At 49.0% G+C, this 16,686-nt stretch carries 25 protein-coding genes; 5 read left to right on the top strand and 20 right to left on the bottom strand.

The window, feature by feature from the left end; genetic code table 11:
• Nucleotides 1-86: 86 nt before the first annotated feature.
• The 16 genes from ETV65_RS10070 to ETV65_RS09995 form a co-directional block, all read right to left on the bottom strand.
• Nucleotides 87-626: a lysozyme gene (locus ETV65_RS10070; RefSeq protein ID WP_129952799.1), complete on the bottom strand. Its 540-nt coding sequence runs from the start codon at nucleotides 624-626 to the stop codon at nucleotides 87-89.
• Entirely contained in the window at nucleotides 626-829 is a 204-nt protein-coding gene (locus ETV65_RS10065) for a class II holin family protein (protein ID WP_013577792.1), read from the bottom strand. The genes ETV65_RS10070 and ETV65_RS10065 overlap by 1 nt, the downstream gene beginning before the upstream one ends.
• Nucleotides 830-1,864: 1,035 nt before the next feature.
• Nucleotides 1,865-2,299 (bottom strand): hypothetical protein, encoded by a 435-nt coding sequence (locus tag ETV65_RS10055; protein WP_129952716.1) that lies wholly within the window; start codon nucleotides 2,297-2,299, stop codon nucleotides 1,865-1,867.
• A 273-nt stretch (nucleotides 2,300-2,572) separates the two neighbouring features.
• Entirely contained in the window at nucleotides 2,573-2,734 is a 162-nt protein-coding gene (locus ETV65_RS25365; RefSeq protein WP_071882958.1) for a transmembrane anchored protein, read from the bottom strand.
• A gap of 133 nt (nucleotides 2,735-2,867) precedes the next feature.
• Nucleotides 2,868-3,065: a type II toxin-antitoxin system HicA family toxin gene (locus tag ETV65_RS10045; protein WP_129952715.1), complete on the bottom strand. Its 198-nt coding sequence runs from the start codon at nucleotides 3,063-3,065 to the stop codon at nucleotides 2,868-2,870.
• A 3-nt stretch (nucleotides 3,066-3,068) separates the two neighbouring features.
• Nucleotides 3,069-3,293: a DUF1902 domain-containing protein gene (locus ETV65_RS10040; RefSeq protein WP_129952714.1), complete on the bottom strand. Its 225-nt coding sequence runs from the start codon at nucleotides 3,291-3,293 to the stop codon at nucleotides 3,069-3,071.
• Between the two features lie 214 nt (nucleotides 3,294-3,507).
• Nucleotides 3,508-4,329: an antitermination protein gene (locus ETV65_RS10035; RefSeq protein ID WP_129952713.1), complete on the bottom strand. Its 822-nt coding sequence runs from the start codon at nucleotides 4,327-4,329 to the stop codon at nucleotides 3,508-3,510.
• Nucleotides 4,330-4,342: 13 nt separating this feature from the next.
• On the bottom strand, nucleotides 4,343-5,356 hold the full coding sequence (locus ETV65_RS10030; protein WP_129952712.1) for a DUF968 domain-containing protein: 1,014 nt from the start codon (nucleotides 5,354-5,356) through the stop codon (nucleotides 4,343-4,345).
• Nucleotides 5,353-5,511 (bottom strand): hypothetical protein, encoded by a 159-nt coding sequence (locus ETV65_RS24910; protein WP_165383716.1) that lies wholly within the window; start codon nucleotides 5,509-5,511, stop codon nucleotides 5,353-5,355. The genes ETV65_RS10030 and ETV65_RS24910 overlap by 4 nt, the downstream gene beginning before the upstream one ends.
• The gene (locus ETV65_RS10025; protein ID WP_129952711.1) at nucleotides 5,508-6,263 is read right to left on the bottom strand and encodes an MT-A70 family methyltransferase; all 756 of its coding nucleotides are present in this window, start codon (nucleotides 6,261-6,263) and stop codon (nucleotides 5,508-5,510) included. The genes ETV65_RS24910 and ETV65_RS10025 overlap by 4 nt, the downstream gene beginning before the upstream one ends.
• Complete coding sequence (locus ETV65_RS25145; RefSeq protein WP_238483517.1) at nucleotides 6,260-6,766, bottom strand: hypothetical protein; 507 nt, start codon at nucleotides 6,764-6,766, stop codon at nucleotides 6,260-6,262. Before ETV65_RS25145 ends, ETV65_RS10025 begins: the two co-directional genes overlap by 4 nt.
• The gene (locus ETV65_RS10015; protein WP_129952710.1) at nucleotides 6,759-7,106 is read right to left on the bottom strand and encodes a hypothetical protein; all 348 of its coding nucleotides are present in this window, start codon (nucleotides 7,104-7,106) and stop codon (nucleotides 6,759-6,761) included. The genes ETV65_RS25145 and ETV65_RS10015 overlap by 8 nt, the downstream gene beginning before the upstream one ends.
• Complete coding sequence (locus ETV65_RS10010) at nucleotides 7,103-8,110, bottom strand: conserved phage C-terminal domain-containing protein (protein ID WP_129952709.1); 1,008 nt, start codon at nucleotides 8,108-8,110, stop codon at nucleotides 7,103-7,105. Before ETV65_RS10010 ends, ETV65_RS10015 begins: the two co-directional genes overlap by 4 nt.
• Nucleotides 8,107-8,283, bottom strand: a complete 177-nt coding sequence (locus ETV65_RS10005) for a DUF4222 domain-containing protein (RefSeq protein ID WP_129952797.1) — start codon at nucleotides 8,281-8,283, stop codon at nucleotides 8,107-8,109. Before ETV65_RS10005 ends, ETV65_RS10010 begins: the two co-directional genes overlap by 4 nt.
• 183 nt (nucleotides 8,284-8,466) lie before the next feature.
• Entirely contained in the window at nucleotides 8,467-8,973 is a 507-nt protein-coding gene (locus ETV65_RS10000) for a YmfL family putative regulatory protein (RefSeq protein WP_129952708.1), read from the bottom strand.
• Nucleotides 8,974-8,992: 19 nt separating this feature from the next.
• The gene (locus tag ETV65_RS09995) at nucleotides 8,993-9,208 is read right to left on the bottom strand and encodes a Cro/CI family transcriptional regulator (RefSeq protein ID WP_129952707.1); all 216 of its coding nucleotides are present in this window, start codon (nucleotides 9,206-9,208) and stop codon (nucleotides 8,993-8,995) included.
• A 97-nt stretch (nucleotides 9,209-9,305) separates the two neighbouring features.
• Between ETV65_RS09995 and ETV65_RS09990 the strand changes: the two genes are divergently transcribed.
• On the top strand, nucleotides 9,306-9,950 hold the full coding sequence (locus ETV65_RS09990; RefSeq protein WP_129952706.1) for a S24 family peptidase: 645 nt from the start codon (nucleotides 9,306-9,308) through the stop codon (nucleotides 9,948-9,950).
• 294 nt (nucleotides 9,951-10,244) lie between these two features.
• Here the strand turns inward: ETV65_RS09990 and ETV65_RS09985 are convergent, their stop codons facing one another.
• Entirely contained in the window at nucleotides 10,245-10,538 is a 294-nt protein-coding gene (locus tag ETV65_RS09985; protein ID WP_129952705.1) for a hypothetical protein, read from the bottom strand.
• 838 nt (nucleotides 10,539-11,376) lie between these two features.
• Between ETV65_RS09985 and ETV65_RS09980 the strand changes: the two genes are divergently transcribed.
• From ETV65_RS09980 to ETV65_RS09965, 4 genes are all read left to right on the top strand, one after another.
• On the top strand, nucleotides 11,377-11,748 hold the full coding sequence (locus tag ETV65_RS09980; protein WP_129952704.1) for a hypothetical protein: 372 nt from the start codon (nucleotides 11,377-11,379) through the stop codon (nucleotides 11,746-11,748).
• Nucleotides 11,749-11,782: 34 nt separating this feature from the next.
• A complete protein-coding gene (locus ETV65_RS09975; RefSeq protein WP_129952703.1) occupies nucleotides 11,783-12,610 on the top strand; it encodes a DUF2303 family protein in 828 nt (275 codons plus the stop codon).
• 390 nt (nucleotides 12,611-13,000) lie between these two features.
• A complete protein-coding gene (locus tag ETV65_RS09970) occupies nucleotides 13,001-13,258 on the top strand; it encodes an excisionase (protein ID WP_129952702.1) in 258 nt (85 codons plus the stop codon).
• Nucleotides 13,239-14,384: a phage integrase Arm DNA-binding domain-containing protein gene (locus ETV65_RS09965; protein ID WP_129952701.1), complete on the top strand. Its 1,146-nt coding sequence runs from the start codon at nucleotides 13,239-13,241 to the stop codon at nucleotides 14,382-14,384. Before ETV65_RS09970 ends, ETV65_RS09965 begins: the two co-directional genes overlap by 20 nt.
• Nucleotides 14,385-14,801: 417 nt before the next feature.
• Here ETV65_RS09965 and ETV65_RS09960 read toward each other — a convergent pair whose 3' ends face one another.
• From ETV65_RS09960 to cheW, 3 genes are all read right to left on the bottom strand, one after another.
• Nucleotides 14,802-15,020, bottom strand: a complete 219-nt coding sequence (locus ETV65_RS09960) for a helix-turn-helix transcriptional regulator (protein ID WP_129952700.1) — start codon at nucleotides 15,018-15,020, stop codon at nucleotides 14,802-14,804.
• The gene (locus tag ETV65_RS09955) at nucleotides 15,017-15,406 is read right to left on the bottom strand and encodes a hypothetical protein (RefSeq protein WP_129952699.1); all 390 of its coding nucleotides are present in this window, start codon (nucleotides 15,404-15,406) and stop codon (nucleotides 15,017-15,019) included. Before ETV65_RS09955 ends, ETV65_RS09960 begins: the two co-directional genes overlap by 4 nt.
• 709 nt (nucleotides 15,407-16,115) lie before the next feature.
• The gene (gene cheW, locus ETV65_RS09950) at nucleotides 16,116-16,613 is read right to left on the bottom strand and encodes a chemotaxis protein CheW (protein ID WP_129952698.1); all 498 of its coding nucleotides are present in this window, start codon (nucleotides 16,611-16,613) and stop codon (nucleotides 16,116-16,118) included.
• Between the last annotated feature and the right edge of the window lie 73 nt (nucleotides 16,614-16,686).

Below are 16,686 nucleotides of genomic sequence, written 5' to 3'. Positions count from 1 at the left end.
CGATAAATAAGCACCAACCCCAGCCGGGGGCACGAAATAGCGCCAGCACGAAACCGAAGAAGAACATCATTCCCGCTGCTGAGTGCCTATCCATCCAACCCCCAGCACGTCAGTTCGCTTTCCTGATCACGTCGTTGCACCTGACCGAAGCAATTATTCGCACGTATATTGCAATCCTTGCCACCATCCCTCACCCAGCGTTTTATCTCCGAGCAGGCACCGCGTTTATCACCAATATTAAGTTTGCGGTAGAACGTCGAAGTAAAGCATTTCACCGGACCGATGTTGTAAGGGCAAAATGAAGCGATTCCGGCAATTTGTGGCTGCGTCAGCGGGACGGTGACGTTTCCCTTTACCCAGGCAATCGCCTTATCTGACTCCAGCTTATTTACCTGGGCGCATTTCGCTGCTGTGAGCTTCATTCCCTTGTAAACAAGACGGCCATCAACACGGGTTGCGCCGCGGCAAATAGTCCAGCCCCCCACGCCATCTTGATAAGCAGTCAGGCGATTACCTTCCTTTTCATCAAGAAACTGGCCGAGGATAGCTGAAGCACCGGCACCAGAAATAATCAGAGCAATTACAGCTTTGCTGAGTTTGCTTTTGATACCAGGCTGAGTTGCCATCATTCACCTCTGAGTGCTTTGCGGCGGTCTTCTTTAATTTTGAAATAAAGGTTTGTCAGGTATGTGAGGAGCGCAACAGCTATACCTGCCAGCACACCTATAGCGTTCCACTGATCCGGACTAAATGCATTCAACAGGCCGTTCAGGACGCTACCGGCAGAGGCTCCGTACGCAATGCCTGTAGTCAATTTGTCCATTCTCATAGTCTCCCCCTCCGGTTGTCCGGTTGGGTGCGTAGTAGTGAGGGGTTTAGCGGCTCAGTCCGTTTGCGAAAGGATGCGTGGTTAGCTGATTGACTGGCCGCCAAAACGAGAGAAGGCCACCAAATTGGCAGCCTCAAAAACGCAAAAACCCGCACATTGGCGGGTTCAAATAATTTCTGTAATTAAAGATGTAGTCTCTGCCCCACCCGGCGCTTATCTCCGGCACTCTTAATGGCTTAGCTCTTGAAGGGGCCAGATTATAATCTCAGATTAATCCCGATGACATTTAACAATTTTTGCGAAATTAACCATTTTCAGACCAACAAAGTACAACATTGTGATCCAGACCCATTAATCAGCGATCATTGCAGCACCGATGAAACAGACAAGGCAGCCGTTGGAATAATAGATTTCTCTAACTAAAAATGCCAAACAGCTTTGCCCATTCTTCTATCTGGGATCTATATATAAACTGAATAGACGGCGGGGAGTAAGGGCCTTCGCCTTCTACAACTTGTGCAAGGCAAGGAAATTCTTTGGGCGCCCGCCTCAGCATTTCTCTTTCAAGCTCGTCCGCGTCGAAAAGCGAAGGAAATTCCTCATCCAAGTGAAGGTAGCCGTTTAGCATCCATTCGCGATACTCAAATTCGTTAGTTAGTAACTTCATGCCGATGGTCTCATATGATGTTTTATATAAGATAGCAGGCATTTAGCAAACTGAGGATGATGCAGGTCCACACTCTCACAGTGGACGCGCCCATGCCCTTGGGTGTTCTGCCGCTCCTCGCCGCTAATAACCGGTGTGCGTATGGCTGGAGCGCTGCTTTACCGGTGTGCCTTTTTCTTTACGCAACCCTAACCAACTCATATTGTAGTTCGGACCTGCATCTGGCCCCCTGGGACTCGGGGCAGCATCATTACTGATGCGTCGGCTGACGCCTTTCCTTTTGCTGGTGCATCTTTTAATGCTGCTGATACACAAAAACCCGCACAAGGCGGGTTCATTTGATGCAGAGAAATAATAAATTTGTAAAATTAGTTTATCGCTTCTTTAACGTTAATGTCTTTAATATCAGACACCCTACCGTCTACGATAGTGATTAATTTACCTGGGCACGGAATTGGGGACTTCTCGCAACGATATTCTACAGATCGGCTGAGCAAAAGTTTTTTCGTGTTACTTGAGAATTGATACTTTGACGGGTTAAAACCATACGCAGCATAAGCTAAACACTCCTTATCTCCAACTCTAACATCATGTCGTTTTGCTCTACTGGCTTCATCTTGCGTAAGTAGTCCTAAAGGAACGAGACGGTCAACGTTTTCGTTGAAATAAAAACCGGGAGCCCATGAAGATAATGCACATTCATGAAACACTTCTCCTGAGATTTTCCCGTTCCAACCACTCTCATAAGCTGAACTAGTGCATCCACTGAGCATAAAAAATACTGGTATGAAGATTTTTTTCATTACTACATCCCAAAATATGATTAGTAAAATGCACATCGACCATACCGAGGATTTCTTTATATTAAAATTACAAAGTAGCATCAGAAAGCAAAAAACCCCGCCAAAGCGGGGTTTCTTTTGATTCTTCTTAGCGCTCATCTACTTAAACGCCCATGATTTGATTAAATTACGCCAAGTTCGGACAAAATGCAAGAGTTGAGGCTGAAATGGCGTAAATAGAACAAATCTTAGTTTAAGAAGGCGTTATTCATATTTCTATGTTTGGGCTGCTTATCAGCGGACACCTTTGCCACCAGGGCGAGAGTCCTCTGATCTTCCACCGCATCGTGAACCATCTGATGCAGTATCGTTATCATGCTGACAGCTGCCAGCAAAAGCCTGAACGGAAGTACCGAGAGAAAGGGTTACCAGAAGCATTGCGAATATTTTTTTCATGTAATACCTGTGTGTAGTTAAGGCCACAAATGTGGCTCATCAAAAGTATTCTCTTAAGTTAAATTTTACTAGTGAATAATCAGATTAAGCTGGATGTCACAGACACAAAAAAGCCCGCATTTGGATTGCGGGCTTAAATCTTCTCTTCTAACCCTGCCTGTTTCAGTATCCCATTGGCTGTATTTCTTGAAACCACTGTGACCGGCACGGAAAAGGTTTTGTTCGTAATGGGGCTATACCAAATTTCATGACTTCCTTTTCCCTGCCTGACAAATTTGCATTTGTGTCGATGGAGGATTAAGGCTATGTCCGTATAGAACCCTCTGCCCATATGTTAGAGCATCATAGGTAAGGTTTGTTCATGTACAAAGTCCAGACGCATTTCATCCGGATGAACATCACAGTTTAGTTGACATAATTCAGGTGCGATATCACGGACACGCAAAGTTAACTGCTCAAACGATTTGGCCTCAGTTACCAAACCCAGCTCATCGCAGATCCCCGTCCACATGCGATCTTCGTGTGTAACGTTGATAGTGAATAGTTGGCTTTTGCTCATGATGAAACCCCTTACTGCTGACTAAATCGGCGATACCTTAGTGGTAACATTACGCAAGATTGGACAATTTGCAAACAAAAAAGTTTTCTCAGAGAATAATATCTAGGCGCTGGGATCCCGGCGCTTGAGCAGTTTACTGAATTTTCGTAGCCTGCTGGATGTAAGCTATCTAACTGAGAAAATTTTCATTAGTTATGTGGGGCTTACAAAATGCTCATTTGCTGGTGATTCTTTGGAATACAGCATCAGCGTGATTCTCTTCCTGCTCACATTTCGTCACAAGCGACTCATACAGTGGCCGCCAGTTACGATTCCATGTTCTTTCATGCAGGTCAGGCAGCAACGCCGTAATAGCTTTGTAGGCGGTTGTGCCGGGTGTCCGTTTGAATCCCCTGCCCGCGCACCGATCACAAGTCTTATCGACTGGAACGCCGAAAAGGTTTGATTTCTCCAGGTCACGCACGCGGCCGGTGCCATTACAGCGGCAACGATTTGAGATGGTCCCCTTCCCTTTGCACAGTTGGCAAATGACATCAACTATCTCTTCACCTTCCGTTTTGGACTTCATTTCATTGCGGTAAAGCAGGCCTAAATTGCCCGGTAGCGAATCAAGATATTCCCGGCGGTCGATTGCCAACTGATTTTTGAAGGTTCTCTTCTCTCTCAAAAAGCCGGTGCCAGAGCAGCACGTACAATCAGAAGTGGCCGCCGCCGACCGAGCATAATCTTCAAACGCCATTTTTGCCAGAATGTGTAGGCATTCAGCCATGCGCCTCCCCGCGACTTTGCTGATATGCTTCGGTGCGTGCTGTTTGGCGTACTGCGTCAGCATGCCGACCGCTATCGTTCTATCCTGCTGGCTGATACCGGCTTTTGCCAGGAACAGGCGCAGGCCGAATTCCTCGTCACTTTGTGTCATCCCCAGCGCCGCCATAATATCGGTGATGTTAAGTGCGTCGCTGGCCGTCGCGCGGGAAGTGTCGCTGATGGATAACCCTTTCGGGTAAAAATGCTTCAAAATTGTTTCAAGGTTCATGCTGTCTCCACACTTATTTTTGCTTGCCGGTAGCGATAACACCCATAGCTAGGGCTTTGTCTAATGTCTTCAGCACCCAAAATTCCTGTGTACCGTGTTCTTCTTCCCAGCTCTCGGTATCTTCATGAAGTGAGTCGTGACAACGTCTGCACAGCGGGATCACAAACAGGTCATGCGCTTTTGTTGCCATACCACCAAAGCCGTTGCCGGTGATATGGTGCGGATCATCGGACCCGTTACCACAGGCACAGCACAGCTGGCGCTTTACCCATTGGGTGTATTTCGTGTTCTCGTACCGGCGGCGCTTCGGGCGCAGCAAGAATGACTCCGGCGTCTCCGGATCGATTGCCAGCGCCAGCACCGGTTTGATGTTACTCACGAGCGCGTCACACGGTTCTTTCTCATACGGGTTGGTGTCGGATTCTTTCATTTGGGTGCCAGGCGCACGGTATTTCACCCCCAGAGCCTCGCAAATGATTTCCTCCGGTAACTGTGCCGCCAGCCCCTTACTCGTTGCCCACCAGCACAATTCCGGTAAGGTCAGGCGGTGGCCGTCTGGCAGCCGAGACCGCGCACGAATAGCTTCAGTCACGAATTCAGTGACGTTCGCCAGAGCAGCAGCGTCCAGTTTGGCTGATTCTTTGTCGCGGTATTCATTGTCGTGAGACCAGCACAGGGACACCATGCCGCGCGCCCGGCGCACCTGCACCAGCTCATGATGATGATATTGGCCGCCGAAGTCGGTGCACTGACAGCCGCTGTTACGCTTAACCCACTGCGCCAGCGCATCCCAGCCACCAGCAAGACCAATCACGCGCTCTGACGAAAGAAAGGCCGCGAGACGCGGATCACGCGATAACGGCTGAGCCTCTACCGGTACCAGACCGTCCGCCGCGCCGCGCAGGTCTGCAGGCTCATCGGTGATCAGCAGACGTTTCCCGCTGAAATGTTGCAGCATGTCGCCCGGCGGCCGCAACAGCACGATCCCCAAATCCCTCTGTGGATATGGCTTTAAGAGCGCTCTCATTCAGCTCTCTCCCCGGCTTTAACCAGGCTGCTCAGTACAGCATCGGCATGTTCCCGCGCAGCGGTGTAATCAGTGGGATGTAGCTCCCCCGAAGGGGAGACCGCTGTCAACCAGCCGTTGTAAGCAGAGAGCCAGATTTTCTGAAATTCATTCACGCAGCAACCTCCTGCAGGTAAACGACGCCAGCGGAGATCTGGGGTTTAGAAGCTGATAGTAGTGTCAGTGCCTGATAATGACCTGCCAACACTTTTACGCGAGAGTTCCGCACAGGAGGAATAGTAGTGAAGCTCGCCGGTACCAACTCGATATCGTTGAATGGGTTTTCATTTCCCCAGTGATGCCAGCCTGGAGCTTCTCCACGGCTAAAAAGCTCGATGCGTGAAACTTGCCCGTAAAGCTCTTCGAGGCGAAAACGCACCTCTGCTGGCTTTTCGCTGTGCTCACCGCGGCAACTATAAACAACCTGCTTAATGCTGGCGTTCAGGCGCTCGAGACCGGACCCGCGAACGGCGATCAACACATCTTCTGTGTTGCCGCGCGTGTAGTTTCCGCCATTCATCACCGTTTCCACGTTCAAAGTATCCATAAAATCTTCGAAATCAATCATGGCCTGTTCTGCCAGCGCACGCTCTATACGGCTACGTGCCTGCTCATAGAGTTTTACCCACGTAAATCCCTTCATGGTCTTCACCTTGAAGCCCCATGCATGCGCCAGCTCCACTGCTTCTGAAGCAAAGTTGCCGGTGTACCACATCGCCAGAACTGCGTTTTCATCTGCAATAGACCAGACCGGAAGACGCTTCATTTCCTCAACCGCCATAGTGCTGTAGTGGTCACCCGCCGCGCCGTTACTTATCTTGTTGGAATACTGCCAGGCAGGATCCGCATAAATCAGTTGATAACTCATAGCGCCTCCGATTTAGGGGCGATACGGAAGTTTTGATCAAAGTTTTTGGTTTGAAAGCATGACCAGCGCCCCGTATGTAGGGCATAGCCACATACTTTGTTTTTGTCCCGGTAAACAACATTGAACTCCTTATAGAAACGTGGTCTCAATTCAAGGTAGAGGCCTAGTTCTTCAGGAATTACTGATAAATTGCTTTTTTCGCCATGGTTCACTGGTGGTGTCGTGTAGACAGGAACAATTACGCCGCCGTGGGCGTTTTTGCATTTGATGGCATCAACTTCTTCCAAATACACATCAAGTTTAAAAGTAGAACTATTTCCGTCTGTGAACGGTCGACTAATGACGTAATAATCAGGCTTGGCCTGCTTTACTGCTAATGCTATACGTAAAAGTGGAATGATTTCTTGAACATCAAACAAAGCATTTCCGTATGAAATTGCTTTAGCCATTGAAAGCAACTCTTCCAACCGCCCTTCGCTGAACTGCCCCAAATCGTTATTCATAACGCCCCCAGCCCAGATGTACTGCCCATAGGTTGCATTCAAACTCAGCACTGATTTCAGCCGGTGTTTTCACAAGAGCTATATTGGATTTTTCGGCTGCTGGTTCTGCGACTTGTTTTGGCGCTTCGCCCAGTGAATAGGTTTTCTTCACGGCACAATGCCCAGTGACAATGTTGAACCGAGGCTTTTTGCTGATCGTATTAATCTTAGATGACATCGAATGCCCTGAAGGAATAAAGCAGGCATGTTCGATTAACGATGCTTCAGTATTCGAGCAGGTGCGCGCAGTGCAATCCCGCATGGGCTCTTCTATGACTAATTCCTGATGGTTTTTTTTCATGCAGGTTTCCCCCCCTGCCGGCGCTGGGCACATTCTTTCCAGATGCGATTCCAGGTGCTGATCGCGAAATCACTGCGCATGCCGCGCACGCTGGCTTTGCTTGCCTCAGTACAGACCAGTTTTTCCAAATCACTTGGGGCTTTGCTCGCCGCAACACCGCTGATAAACCGGCGATAAGCTGAATCACGTTCAGAGGTATCAACGGCCACTTCGCCGCGGTCCCACTTCCCGTTTTTGCGGGCTGGGCGGCCAGCACGATTCCAAGCATTGGCACCTTCGAGATAACCCGGGAACTTGGAAGGCTGGAACAACGTGGACGGGCGCAGATACTCGGCCATTTCCAGATCGCCGCCCCATTTGGCATGCATGTAATCAACGGTCAGTTGCTGTTCTTCAGGGGTGAAGCCTTCACGCAGTCTGGCGCGGATGTTATCCAGTGAGGATTTGCTGACCTGATAACGTGAGCCGGTGGTCTGGTTCAGGTAGTTCAGAACCTGTTTAGCCTGATCAGTAATTTCAACCCCTTTGTCGGTCTGCGCAGCAGGCTGACAAAGGGGTTTTATATCTGATGAATCTTGTTTTGAATTTACTAACGGATCCCCCCCAGATTCTGACGGGTGAAAACCGGTATTCGTGTTGGATTTTGATGCGTCGGATTTTGACCGGTCAGAATTTGAGGTGTCAGATTTTGATGCGTCAGAATCTGACGGTTCCGCAGCAGCACGAAGCTTGGCAATGTTCAGCTGGTACATGTTCGACGTGTTGCGGTTTCCCTTACGGCGCTGAGTGCTGGTGATCCAGCCGTCAGCCTCAAGTTTGCCCAGCGTAGTGCGCACCGTGCTTTCACCAGCACCCAACTGGCGGGCAATCGTAGTGATAGACGGCCAGCACAGGCCCTCGTCAGAACTGAAGTCAGCGAGGCGCGCCATAATGGCCACCGCCGATATTTTCAAACCGGCAGCAGCGCAACCATCCCAGACGTATGCGGATAACTTAACGCTCATAAGACCCTCTTAAACTTTCGCCGGAATTGTTCAGTAGGCTGGGCGCACTCATGCGGGTAACCGGCACGCATGAAGATGACGCGATCCCCTGCTCTGTCGAAGCCCACGACGTGTACCACAACGCCCCGCCAATCCTTGTAACGCCTGTCCAGCTTTTCGATTTCTTCAGACATGCCGTCACCTTCTGGCTGCTCTGGCGCACGTAACCTACCCACCACGCCGCGAACTGGTAGTTGCACGGTACCCAGTGGCCCGATACCATCACTTCGTACGACAAAGCCTGTTTGCTTCCGCCAGTCGCATTGCAGCGCATTTGCGGGACGCCAGCTTTTATGAGTAAACTGTTCATGCGTTAATTACTCCACACACGTTTTTAATGCGCCGACGCCTCGGGACTGCACTCCTGAGGCGTCAACCCTTTCATGCAAAGCCACAACTGACTTCACATACTCATCGCGCGCAGATAAATGCTTGAAATGCAGCGCCATAATCTCGGCCTTCTCGTTCTGATCAATCACGCCGTCATCTGCAATAGACGTGTTGATTTGCTGATCCACCTTCCCGCTCTTTGCCGCCACCTTTACGCCCTTAATAAACAGGTCAACGTGGTCCAGCTCATCGCGATTTGGGATTTCAACGAAAAAGCCACCGCGCCGCTGGGCGAAGTAATCCGCCAGGTGATTAGTGCCGCTGATGTCTTCCATCGCTTCCAGCTCGGCAATTTCGAAGAACCGGCAGCCGTTCTTTTCGTACAAATTGTTGTTGAACTGCGTTTCAGTCATGCCCAGAGCGCCAGCCATTGCAGATCGACCACCGGGATAGGCTTTGCACATCGCTTTAACTACTGATTTCAGGTCTACCATGATGTTTTTCCTTTGGTAGTTATGGCTTTTCACCAGTGGTGATAGCCTTTTTGTAAAGTGTTGGCTCGTATTTCAGTTCACCTTTGGTTCTATATGCAGCCTCGGCAGCTCGACCTTTTGGGATCAGTTGGCCAGGACGCTTTCTCCACAAATAAAATGCTTCAGGGGATATCCCAAAAAACTCAGCGACTTTACCGGGTTCGCCAAAGTATTTTTCAAGGTCACTAGTCGTCATAACACCTCCGATTTCTAAATTAATTTAGATATTAGTATTTAATTTTATTTTGATCAATAAAAACTAAAATAACTTAGGTTCAATAAGAGGATGGAAAATGCTTACCCAAGGGCAGCGGATAAAAAACCTTCGTAAAGACAGGAAGCTGACTCAAGCTCAGGTCGCAAAGGCGTTAGGTGTTAGTGATGTGACTATTGGCTACTGGGAACGTGACCTGAATGAACCTGGTGGGAAATCTTTGAGTAATTTGGCGGCTTTTTTCGGAGTTTCTGAGGCTTTCATTCTTTACGGTAAAGAAGAAATTTCTAACATCATTCCCGCATCATTTGGGACACGTAAGATCCCCATTATTAGTTACGTTCAGGCTGGTATTTGGACATCCGCGTCGGACGCAAGCAATCTTGAAGGTAATATTGACTACATCCTAACTGACATAGGACTATCACCCCGTTCTTTTGCCTTAAAAATCAAAGGGAAGTCAATGGAACCAGAGTTTACTGAAGGTGATCTAATTATCGTTGATCCGGACATAGGTCCGCTGCCTGGTGATTACGTTGTAGCGAAGAATGGCGAACATGAAGCAACATTCAAAAAATACAGAGCACGCGGCAGAGATGCCGGGGGTAATGAGATTTTTTCCCTTGTGCCTCTAAATCAAGATTTCCCAACAAAACATTCTGACCAAGAACCCATATCAATAATTGGCGTAATGGTAGAGCACCGAAAATTTAGACGGCGTTGATCTCCCCTTCCTATTAGCCCTACTTCATTCAAAACACCTTCTAGCTAAAAATCTAAATATTTTTAGTTTTATCTATTGCATTAAAAACTAAATTATTTTAGATTTAGATCATCAACAGTGCTCACCGTGGATGCCCGCGCAGTACCTGCCGACGGCACATGAAGCATTGGATGATTCGCTGAAAACGGTACAGCAACTTAATGAGGTATCAGGATGGTTCAGACTGGGGGTGGATTGAAAGTTGAAGTAAAAAAAGATAATCGAGGGGTGAGCTTTTTCATCACCCCAGTCACTTTAACTTTTGCCAATCAAATGCTCGTAAGCCTTGGCATTAGCAAATGCCATGCGGCCTTCGGAGTCGACTGTTTTTCCGTTAGCAAGGCACCAGGAGAGAAATTCGGATGGCTCCGCATAAGCCTTGATAACAGTTGCCCCAGAGTTCTGATAGCGCTTAACAATTTTCTCAGCGTCCCTGAGCCAGTCAGAATAACTGACTGACAAAACTTCAGAGTCCGTGAATATCTTTCTGAATTGATGGTATTGGTCTGCATCCTTAAACCACATGATGCCAAGTGATTGAACTTGCATGATTTATCCCTTCTTGGTTGTGTGAGAACTCCCAAGATACCACCGCCGCCTGAGGTGGAGAAGTGACCAGGCATACAACGGCAAAAACACTGGGGGTTGAGGAACTCATCAACCGAAGTCACTCATGACCACAGTTGAAAAGTGTTCTTGCCGATGTTTAGGGATTAGTGGATCGGTAAATCAGGGACGAGCGTCAGATATGGAATTTCGCGGAAGGTTACAACTTCATAAACGTTAACTGGATGCTTACACACTGCACATACGATGGAGGAGATAGTCTCAGAGAATACGACATCAGAAGTGATATTGAATCTCTCAGAATTACATTTTTCGCAGATAAGTTTTATATCGGGCATTTTTAACTCATGGATAAGTGATGATCCTAACCAGATTATTAAGAATTTTCTTATTCCAATGACAAGTATAGCAGACGCTTAGATTCTTGAATGAATGCATAACGTAAAGAGCACTGACGGTGAGCAAGCTGGCAAAGCTTTCAATGTCCTACAGTCCCGATAGTGCTCTCTCCGTTGTGGCCAGCATCAGGTGATGGTCGGGTTCCCTACCCGATTGTGGGTTCGACTCCCGCCGCACAATCAGATCGACGTGGAACCTCGATAATTGCTGCGTGTAGTTGCTTCGGCGGTGGCATGACTCTTCAACCTACCCAAGGGGGGAGCGAAGATAATGTTCTGATCATGACCACCGCCACTTTTTTCGCAGGCATAGACAAGGGTCGCTGGCACCCACCCAGCACGCCCTGTGCATTACCGGCCGCCCTTGTCTATGTGTGTGAGTAATTTCCCGCGGTGTGCGCCGCGATAATGAGGGCATGAAAATGGCTGAAAGTCGTATGACCAACGTCCCGGAGTTTCTCTCCGAACTGGACGCCGGTATTTTCGAAAACAAAATCGCCGCCGCGCTGAATACCGCCGCTCTGGGTGTTCTGAATAACGGTGGTAAAGGCAAAGTGACCATCGAGATTGATGTTTCCCGGATCAGTAATTCGATGGAAGAAAAACGCGTGATGCTGGCTCACAAATTGAAGTTCTCAGCACCTACGCCTCGCGGGAAAACCTCCGAGGAAGACACCACCGAAACCCCAATGTACGTGGGCAAAGGCGGCAAACTGACCATCATGCAGGAAGATCAGGGCCAGTTGTTCACCATCGGCGGCGATCCAGACGGCAAACTCCGTGACGCTCGATAAGCATCGTTTAACCATCCGATAAAAGGAAATTATTATGTCTCAAGTTTTAGACGCATCAGCAATCAAAGAAGTCCGGGATATGTCCCTCTCCGCCTTAGTGGAAGAACGCCTGTCATCAGCTGACTGCCCTGCTGTTGCTTTGCCAGAATCGGTCCGCATTCATTCGCTGGAAAACCTGCAAGATGGCCGGTTCCGGTTCCGCGGGAAAATGGAAACCGCCAGCATTCAGGATTTCTCACGCTACTGCAAAGATTACGCAGGCGAAGGCGTCCGCAGTTTCATCAATGCTGACAACATGGCGGCGGTTACCGTGTTTAACCTCGGCACGCTGGCTGCACCAGGCCATGCTGATAATATCGCGGTTCTTAAGCTGAAACGCACCGCACCATTCCAGGCTTTACTGAACATCAACGGCGATAAAAACTCCCAGAAAGATCTGGCCGAGTGGCTGGAAGACTGGTCTGAATTCCTCATGGCTTTCACCGCAGACGGCGAAGTGCTGGACATCAAGAAAGCGATCGGCGGCGTCCGTAAAATTACCATCGAAGCATCCAGTTCTGCGGATCATGAAGACAGTGATTTCGGCGCCAAGCGCTCAGTGATGGAAAGTGTAGAGGCAAAAAGCAAAGAAGCTATGCCTGCGGCTTTCGAATTTAAGTGCGTGCCATATGAAGGCCTTGGCGAACGCCGATTCCGTCTGCGCTACAGCGTGCTGACCGGCGGCAATGCTCCGGTGCTGGTTCTGCGGATCGTGCAGTTGGAAACAGCTGAAGAGCTGATGGCCACCGAGTTCCGTGAACTACTGGAAGCCAACTTCACCGACGTTGAAGTCGAAACATTTATCGGTGAGTTCAAAGCCTGATAGCGCGGCCTTAAATGCCCTGGTCCACTGGGGCATTTAGTGAATCGTTATTACTGAAATTTGATTGCCAATTCTGGCAAGGGATTCACACACGCTGAAATCTGGGAGAAATTATTTCATGAAACTGGATATCGCATTTTTCTCAGCGTGGTAATGGGAATTACTTCTTTAGGAATGCAGCCATGATTGAAACAACCCGTTCGCATTTCGTCCGACGTGTCTTTGTGAAACGAATGCTGAACCTGTGGTTTGTTCCAGTTGAGTTTGCGCCAGCAATGCCGCCTGGGGAGAAAATGCCCTGGTGGCGAGCTGGGAAATATTACGGCCGATTTCGGGTCAGTCAGTAAACCGGTGTGCAGCCGGCTATAACTAAACGTGTGGAGTAAAAGTATGGGCCAATTAGTTTCTTTAGCGGAATGGGCAGCAGGACCAAATGGCTTCAAAGAACCTCCCTGCAAAGCCACCCTTCATCGTATTGCGAAAACCCGGCAGACTTATCCGCCGGCCGTTAAGCAGGGTCGTAGATGGGTTGTTGATGAGGAAGCCAAATTTATTGGTATGGTTGATCGGGTCGAAATATCGAGCCATCTTCCGGCCAGCGCCCGAAGTTTAGTGGAGAAAGCACTTAATGGCAGCAAGACCCCGTAAATACAACATTTCAACACCGAACCTGTATTGCAAGTTAGATAAGCGAAACAACAAAACATACTGGCAATATCGACACCCGATTACGGGAGAGTTCATCGGTTTTGGTACAGATGCAGATGCCGCGCACGCTGCGGCTCTTGAAATGAATCGCATAACTTCAGAGCAATTATCTTCTCAGTCTTTCGCCCTGATAGATATTGCGAAGCAAAAAGCCGACCCCAATGCTCAGAACATGCGATTAAAACAATGGGTAAAAGAATACAAAGCCATCCTTGACCGACGTGTGCAACGAAAAGAGTTGGCATCATCAACCGCCAGGGGGCGTAAGGCATGCGCAGAGATTCTTTCGGCGCGTTCACAGAACATTTTGCTTAAAGAGGTTGGCGCACGTGAGATGGCTGCTTTGATAAACGAATACGTTGATGCAAATAAAACAAGAATGGCGCAAGTCATGCGGGCGGCGTGGATCGATATGTTTAAAGAAGCACAGTTTGCCGGAGAGGTTCCCCCAGGCTTCAACCCGGCGCTGGCCACCCGTAAACCGCTGGATGAAGTTTCAAGACAGCGCCTCACACTCGATGACTGGTGGGCGATTTATCACGAGGCAGAACGCAGATCACCATACATCTGCAATGCCATGCTGCTCGCTGTAGTTACCGGACAACGGCGCGGAGACATTGTAAAAATGAAATTCTCTGATATTTGGGATGACATGCTTCATGTTGTCCAGGGAAAGGGTAAAGGCAAAATCCGGATAGCGATCCCCCTCTCGTTGCGATGTGACGCCATCAACATGAGTGTTCGGGATGTGATTAACAAATGTCGCGACCGCGTGCTGAGTAAACATCTTGTCCATAATTCAACACTCTCCGGCGGTTCAACGCTGGGTTCACCAGTGGCTGAAGGATCATTAACACAACGATTCGCCGAAGCCCGGGATTGCGTAAATATAAAAATTGAAAAAGGTAAAACCGCGCCGACATTTCACGAACAACGTTCTCTTTCTGAACGCTTGTATAAAGCTCAGGGGATCAACACTCAGGAATTGCTGGGGCACAGTTCAGCGAAGATGACTGAGCTCTATCATGACGAGCGCAAAGAAAAGTGGGTTGTCATCGCCGTTTAATTATTGCTCGGTTTTGGGGAAGAGTTTTGGAGGGGTTTTGGAGAGGAGATTTATTTAAAGATAAAACAGTGAGTTATTGCATTCGTGAACTGCCTGTACGGCAGTGAACCCATACAGCTATCGCCTCCCGTTTTTCTTTCATTTCTAAGCTGCCTGTACGGCAGTGAACTTGATTTGCGTTTCTATGATTTCAATCGCCAGTTTCTAAGCTGCCTGTACGGCAGTGAACTGTTGCGTTTTCAGGTTTATCCTTTGAACTGCAAAAGATTATGCCTGTTTGGGCAAAAATACCCTCTTTTTTTGATGATCTGAGTGATTAAGTAAAATCAATGGGTTAGCGAAAGTGCAAAAAAGAGGGTTAGTTCGCAGATGCCATTAATACCCCAACCCTCCCCTTCGCAGGGGAGGGAGCTGATCTCAGTTGTATTTGATTTCGGTGTAGCGGCTCGGCCAGATGGTTTCGGCTTTTACGCCGATGGCTTCGGCGATCAGCCTTTCACCTTTCGGCCATTTGCGGGTCAGCGCATTTGAGAGCGTTGAGGAACACAACCCCGCACGGCGTGAAACTGCCGCCATCGTGGTGCCCTTCTTTTTAATGGCCGCAATAATATCGGCCTGATGCCAGTCTTTGTTCATGCGGCTTCCTCCGTGGAGGCATACAGTGAGCAGCGCAGCATTTCGAAACGTTCCCACAGGATAAACGCGATAATTTCTTTTATCTTTCTGTCTTGCAGCGTCATCAGTGTGAAGTTCAGCGCCATGCACTGATCGCAAAGTTCATCGGGCTCAAGCTCGGCGTAATCAAATAAGCCGTCGTCCAGCGGTATGCCTAAATCTTTCCGGTGCTCCGGGATGGGTTGCGATAAGGACGCCTCAAGGCATTCGAGCTGGTTGTGCAGCATCATACAAAGCCTGTCCTGCGCACCTTTGTTTTGCGGATTCACCAGCGCATTTGCCAGTAACCGGCAGCGATCGGTGAGTGTCCATGAATCGGGGGGTGTGTTGTTGGTCTGAGTGGTCATTTCAATGGCTCCAGTTAAGGCGTTACGTTACCACCGGAGTTCCTAAGCTCATGGGTGGTAACTCAGACGAGGTTAGGAATCGGAAAACTGGAAACCGACCAGCCCTAAGGCTGCCCCGCCTGAGCCACCAATTGATATATTACATAAGTGATAAAAAATCCACTTTTCAATCAGTAAAGCGAAGCGACAACGCATTTTCTATGAGCGTTTACAGTTTACCGGGTTCCTAAGCCCGACTGCGGATTGTGCCGCAGCGAGGAGACAATAACGGGATATCCACACATTAAAAATGGGCAAATCGCGGGAATGGGATACTGCTTCCAGGGAGTTTTTAGAATTTGCAGTGAGTTGCAGAGATGCCATTAATACCCCATCCCGGCCTTCCCCTTCGCAGGGGAAGGAGCAAGACAACACCCTTCCGCATTTGATTTTGCGAGAGAATCAGAACGGGGTTTTTATTCGGTCGGGACTGGCGTGCTCAAAAATCTTGCTGAACGGAGCGGCCTGAAGACCGGGGGCTTCAGGACCGAGAGAAGGCATCGCAACGCGACAAGATTTTGCGCCACACACAGAAGCCGCGAAACATGTCCGTCGTACCTGCGACAGCGCGCAGTGAAAAAACGCAGGATTGTTAAGGGGCGCGTTTACGCCCCTTAACCCGGTGTGGGCCGGCGCCCACGACCTTGACTTTGACGTTAACAAACGAAAATCAAATTTTCGTCACACTATCAACGAGTGCCATTTCTTCACTGCTCAGCAGTTTCTCGATATCCACCAGGATCAGCATACGGTCCCCGAGCGAACCCAACCCGGTCAGGTACTCAGTCGACATGGTCACGGCGAATTCCGGTGCCGGGCGGATCTGCTCCTGGCTCAGCGACAGGACATCTGACACGCCGTCAACCACGATCCCGACAACGCGGTTTTCGAAGTTCAGTACGATCACCACGGTGTTTTCATTATAAATCACGTCTTCCTGAGCGAATTTGACGCGCAGGTCGAGGATCGGCACGATAACACCGCGCAGGTTAGTGACACCTTTAATAAAGGCCGGGGTGTTAGCAATACGGGTTACCTGATCGTATCCGCGGATTTCCTGCACTTTGAGGATATCGATGCCATATTCTTCATCGCCTAAAGTAAAGATCAGAAATTCCTGACCTACTGTTTCGCCCGCAATTTTCGCCACGGTTGCAAGTCCTGCCATGTTGTTCACCTTTGCTTTTATCTTTAAATCGGCCTGAGTTTTTCACAACCGGCGGCGTTGATAGTCGCCGGGA

Origin of the sequence: Rahnella sp. RFA10(1/100) (genome assembly GCF_004195115.1) — a bacterium.
In the GTDB taxonomy this organism is placed as follows: Bacteria; Pseudomonadota; Gammaproteobacteria; order Enterobacterales; family Enterobacteriaceae; genus Rahnella; species Rahnella perminowiae.
Note: the sequence above shows the minus strand (reverse complement) of the source record. Positions and strands in the feature narration are given on the sequence as shown.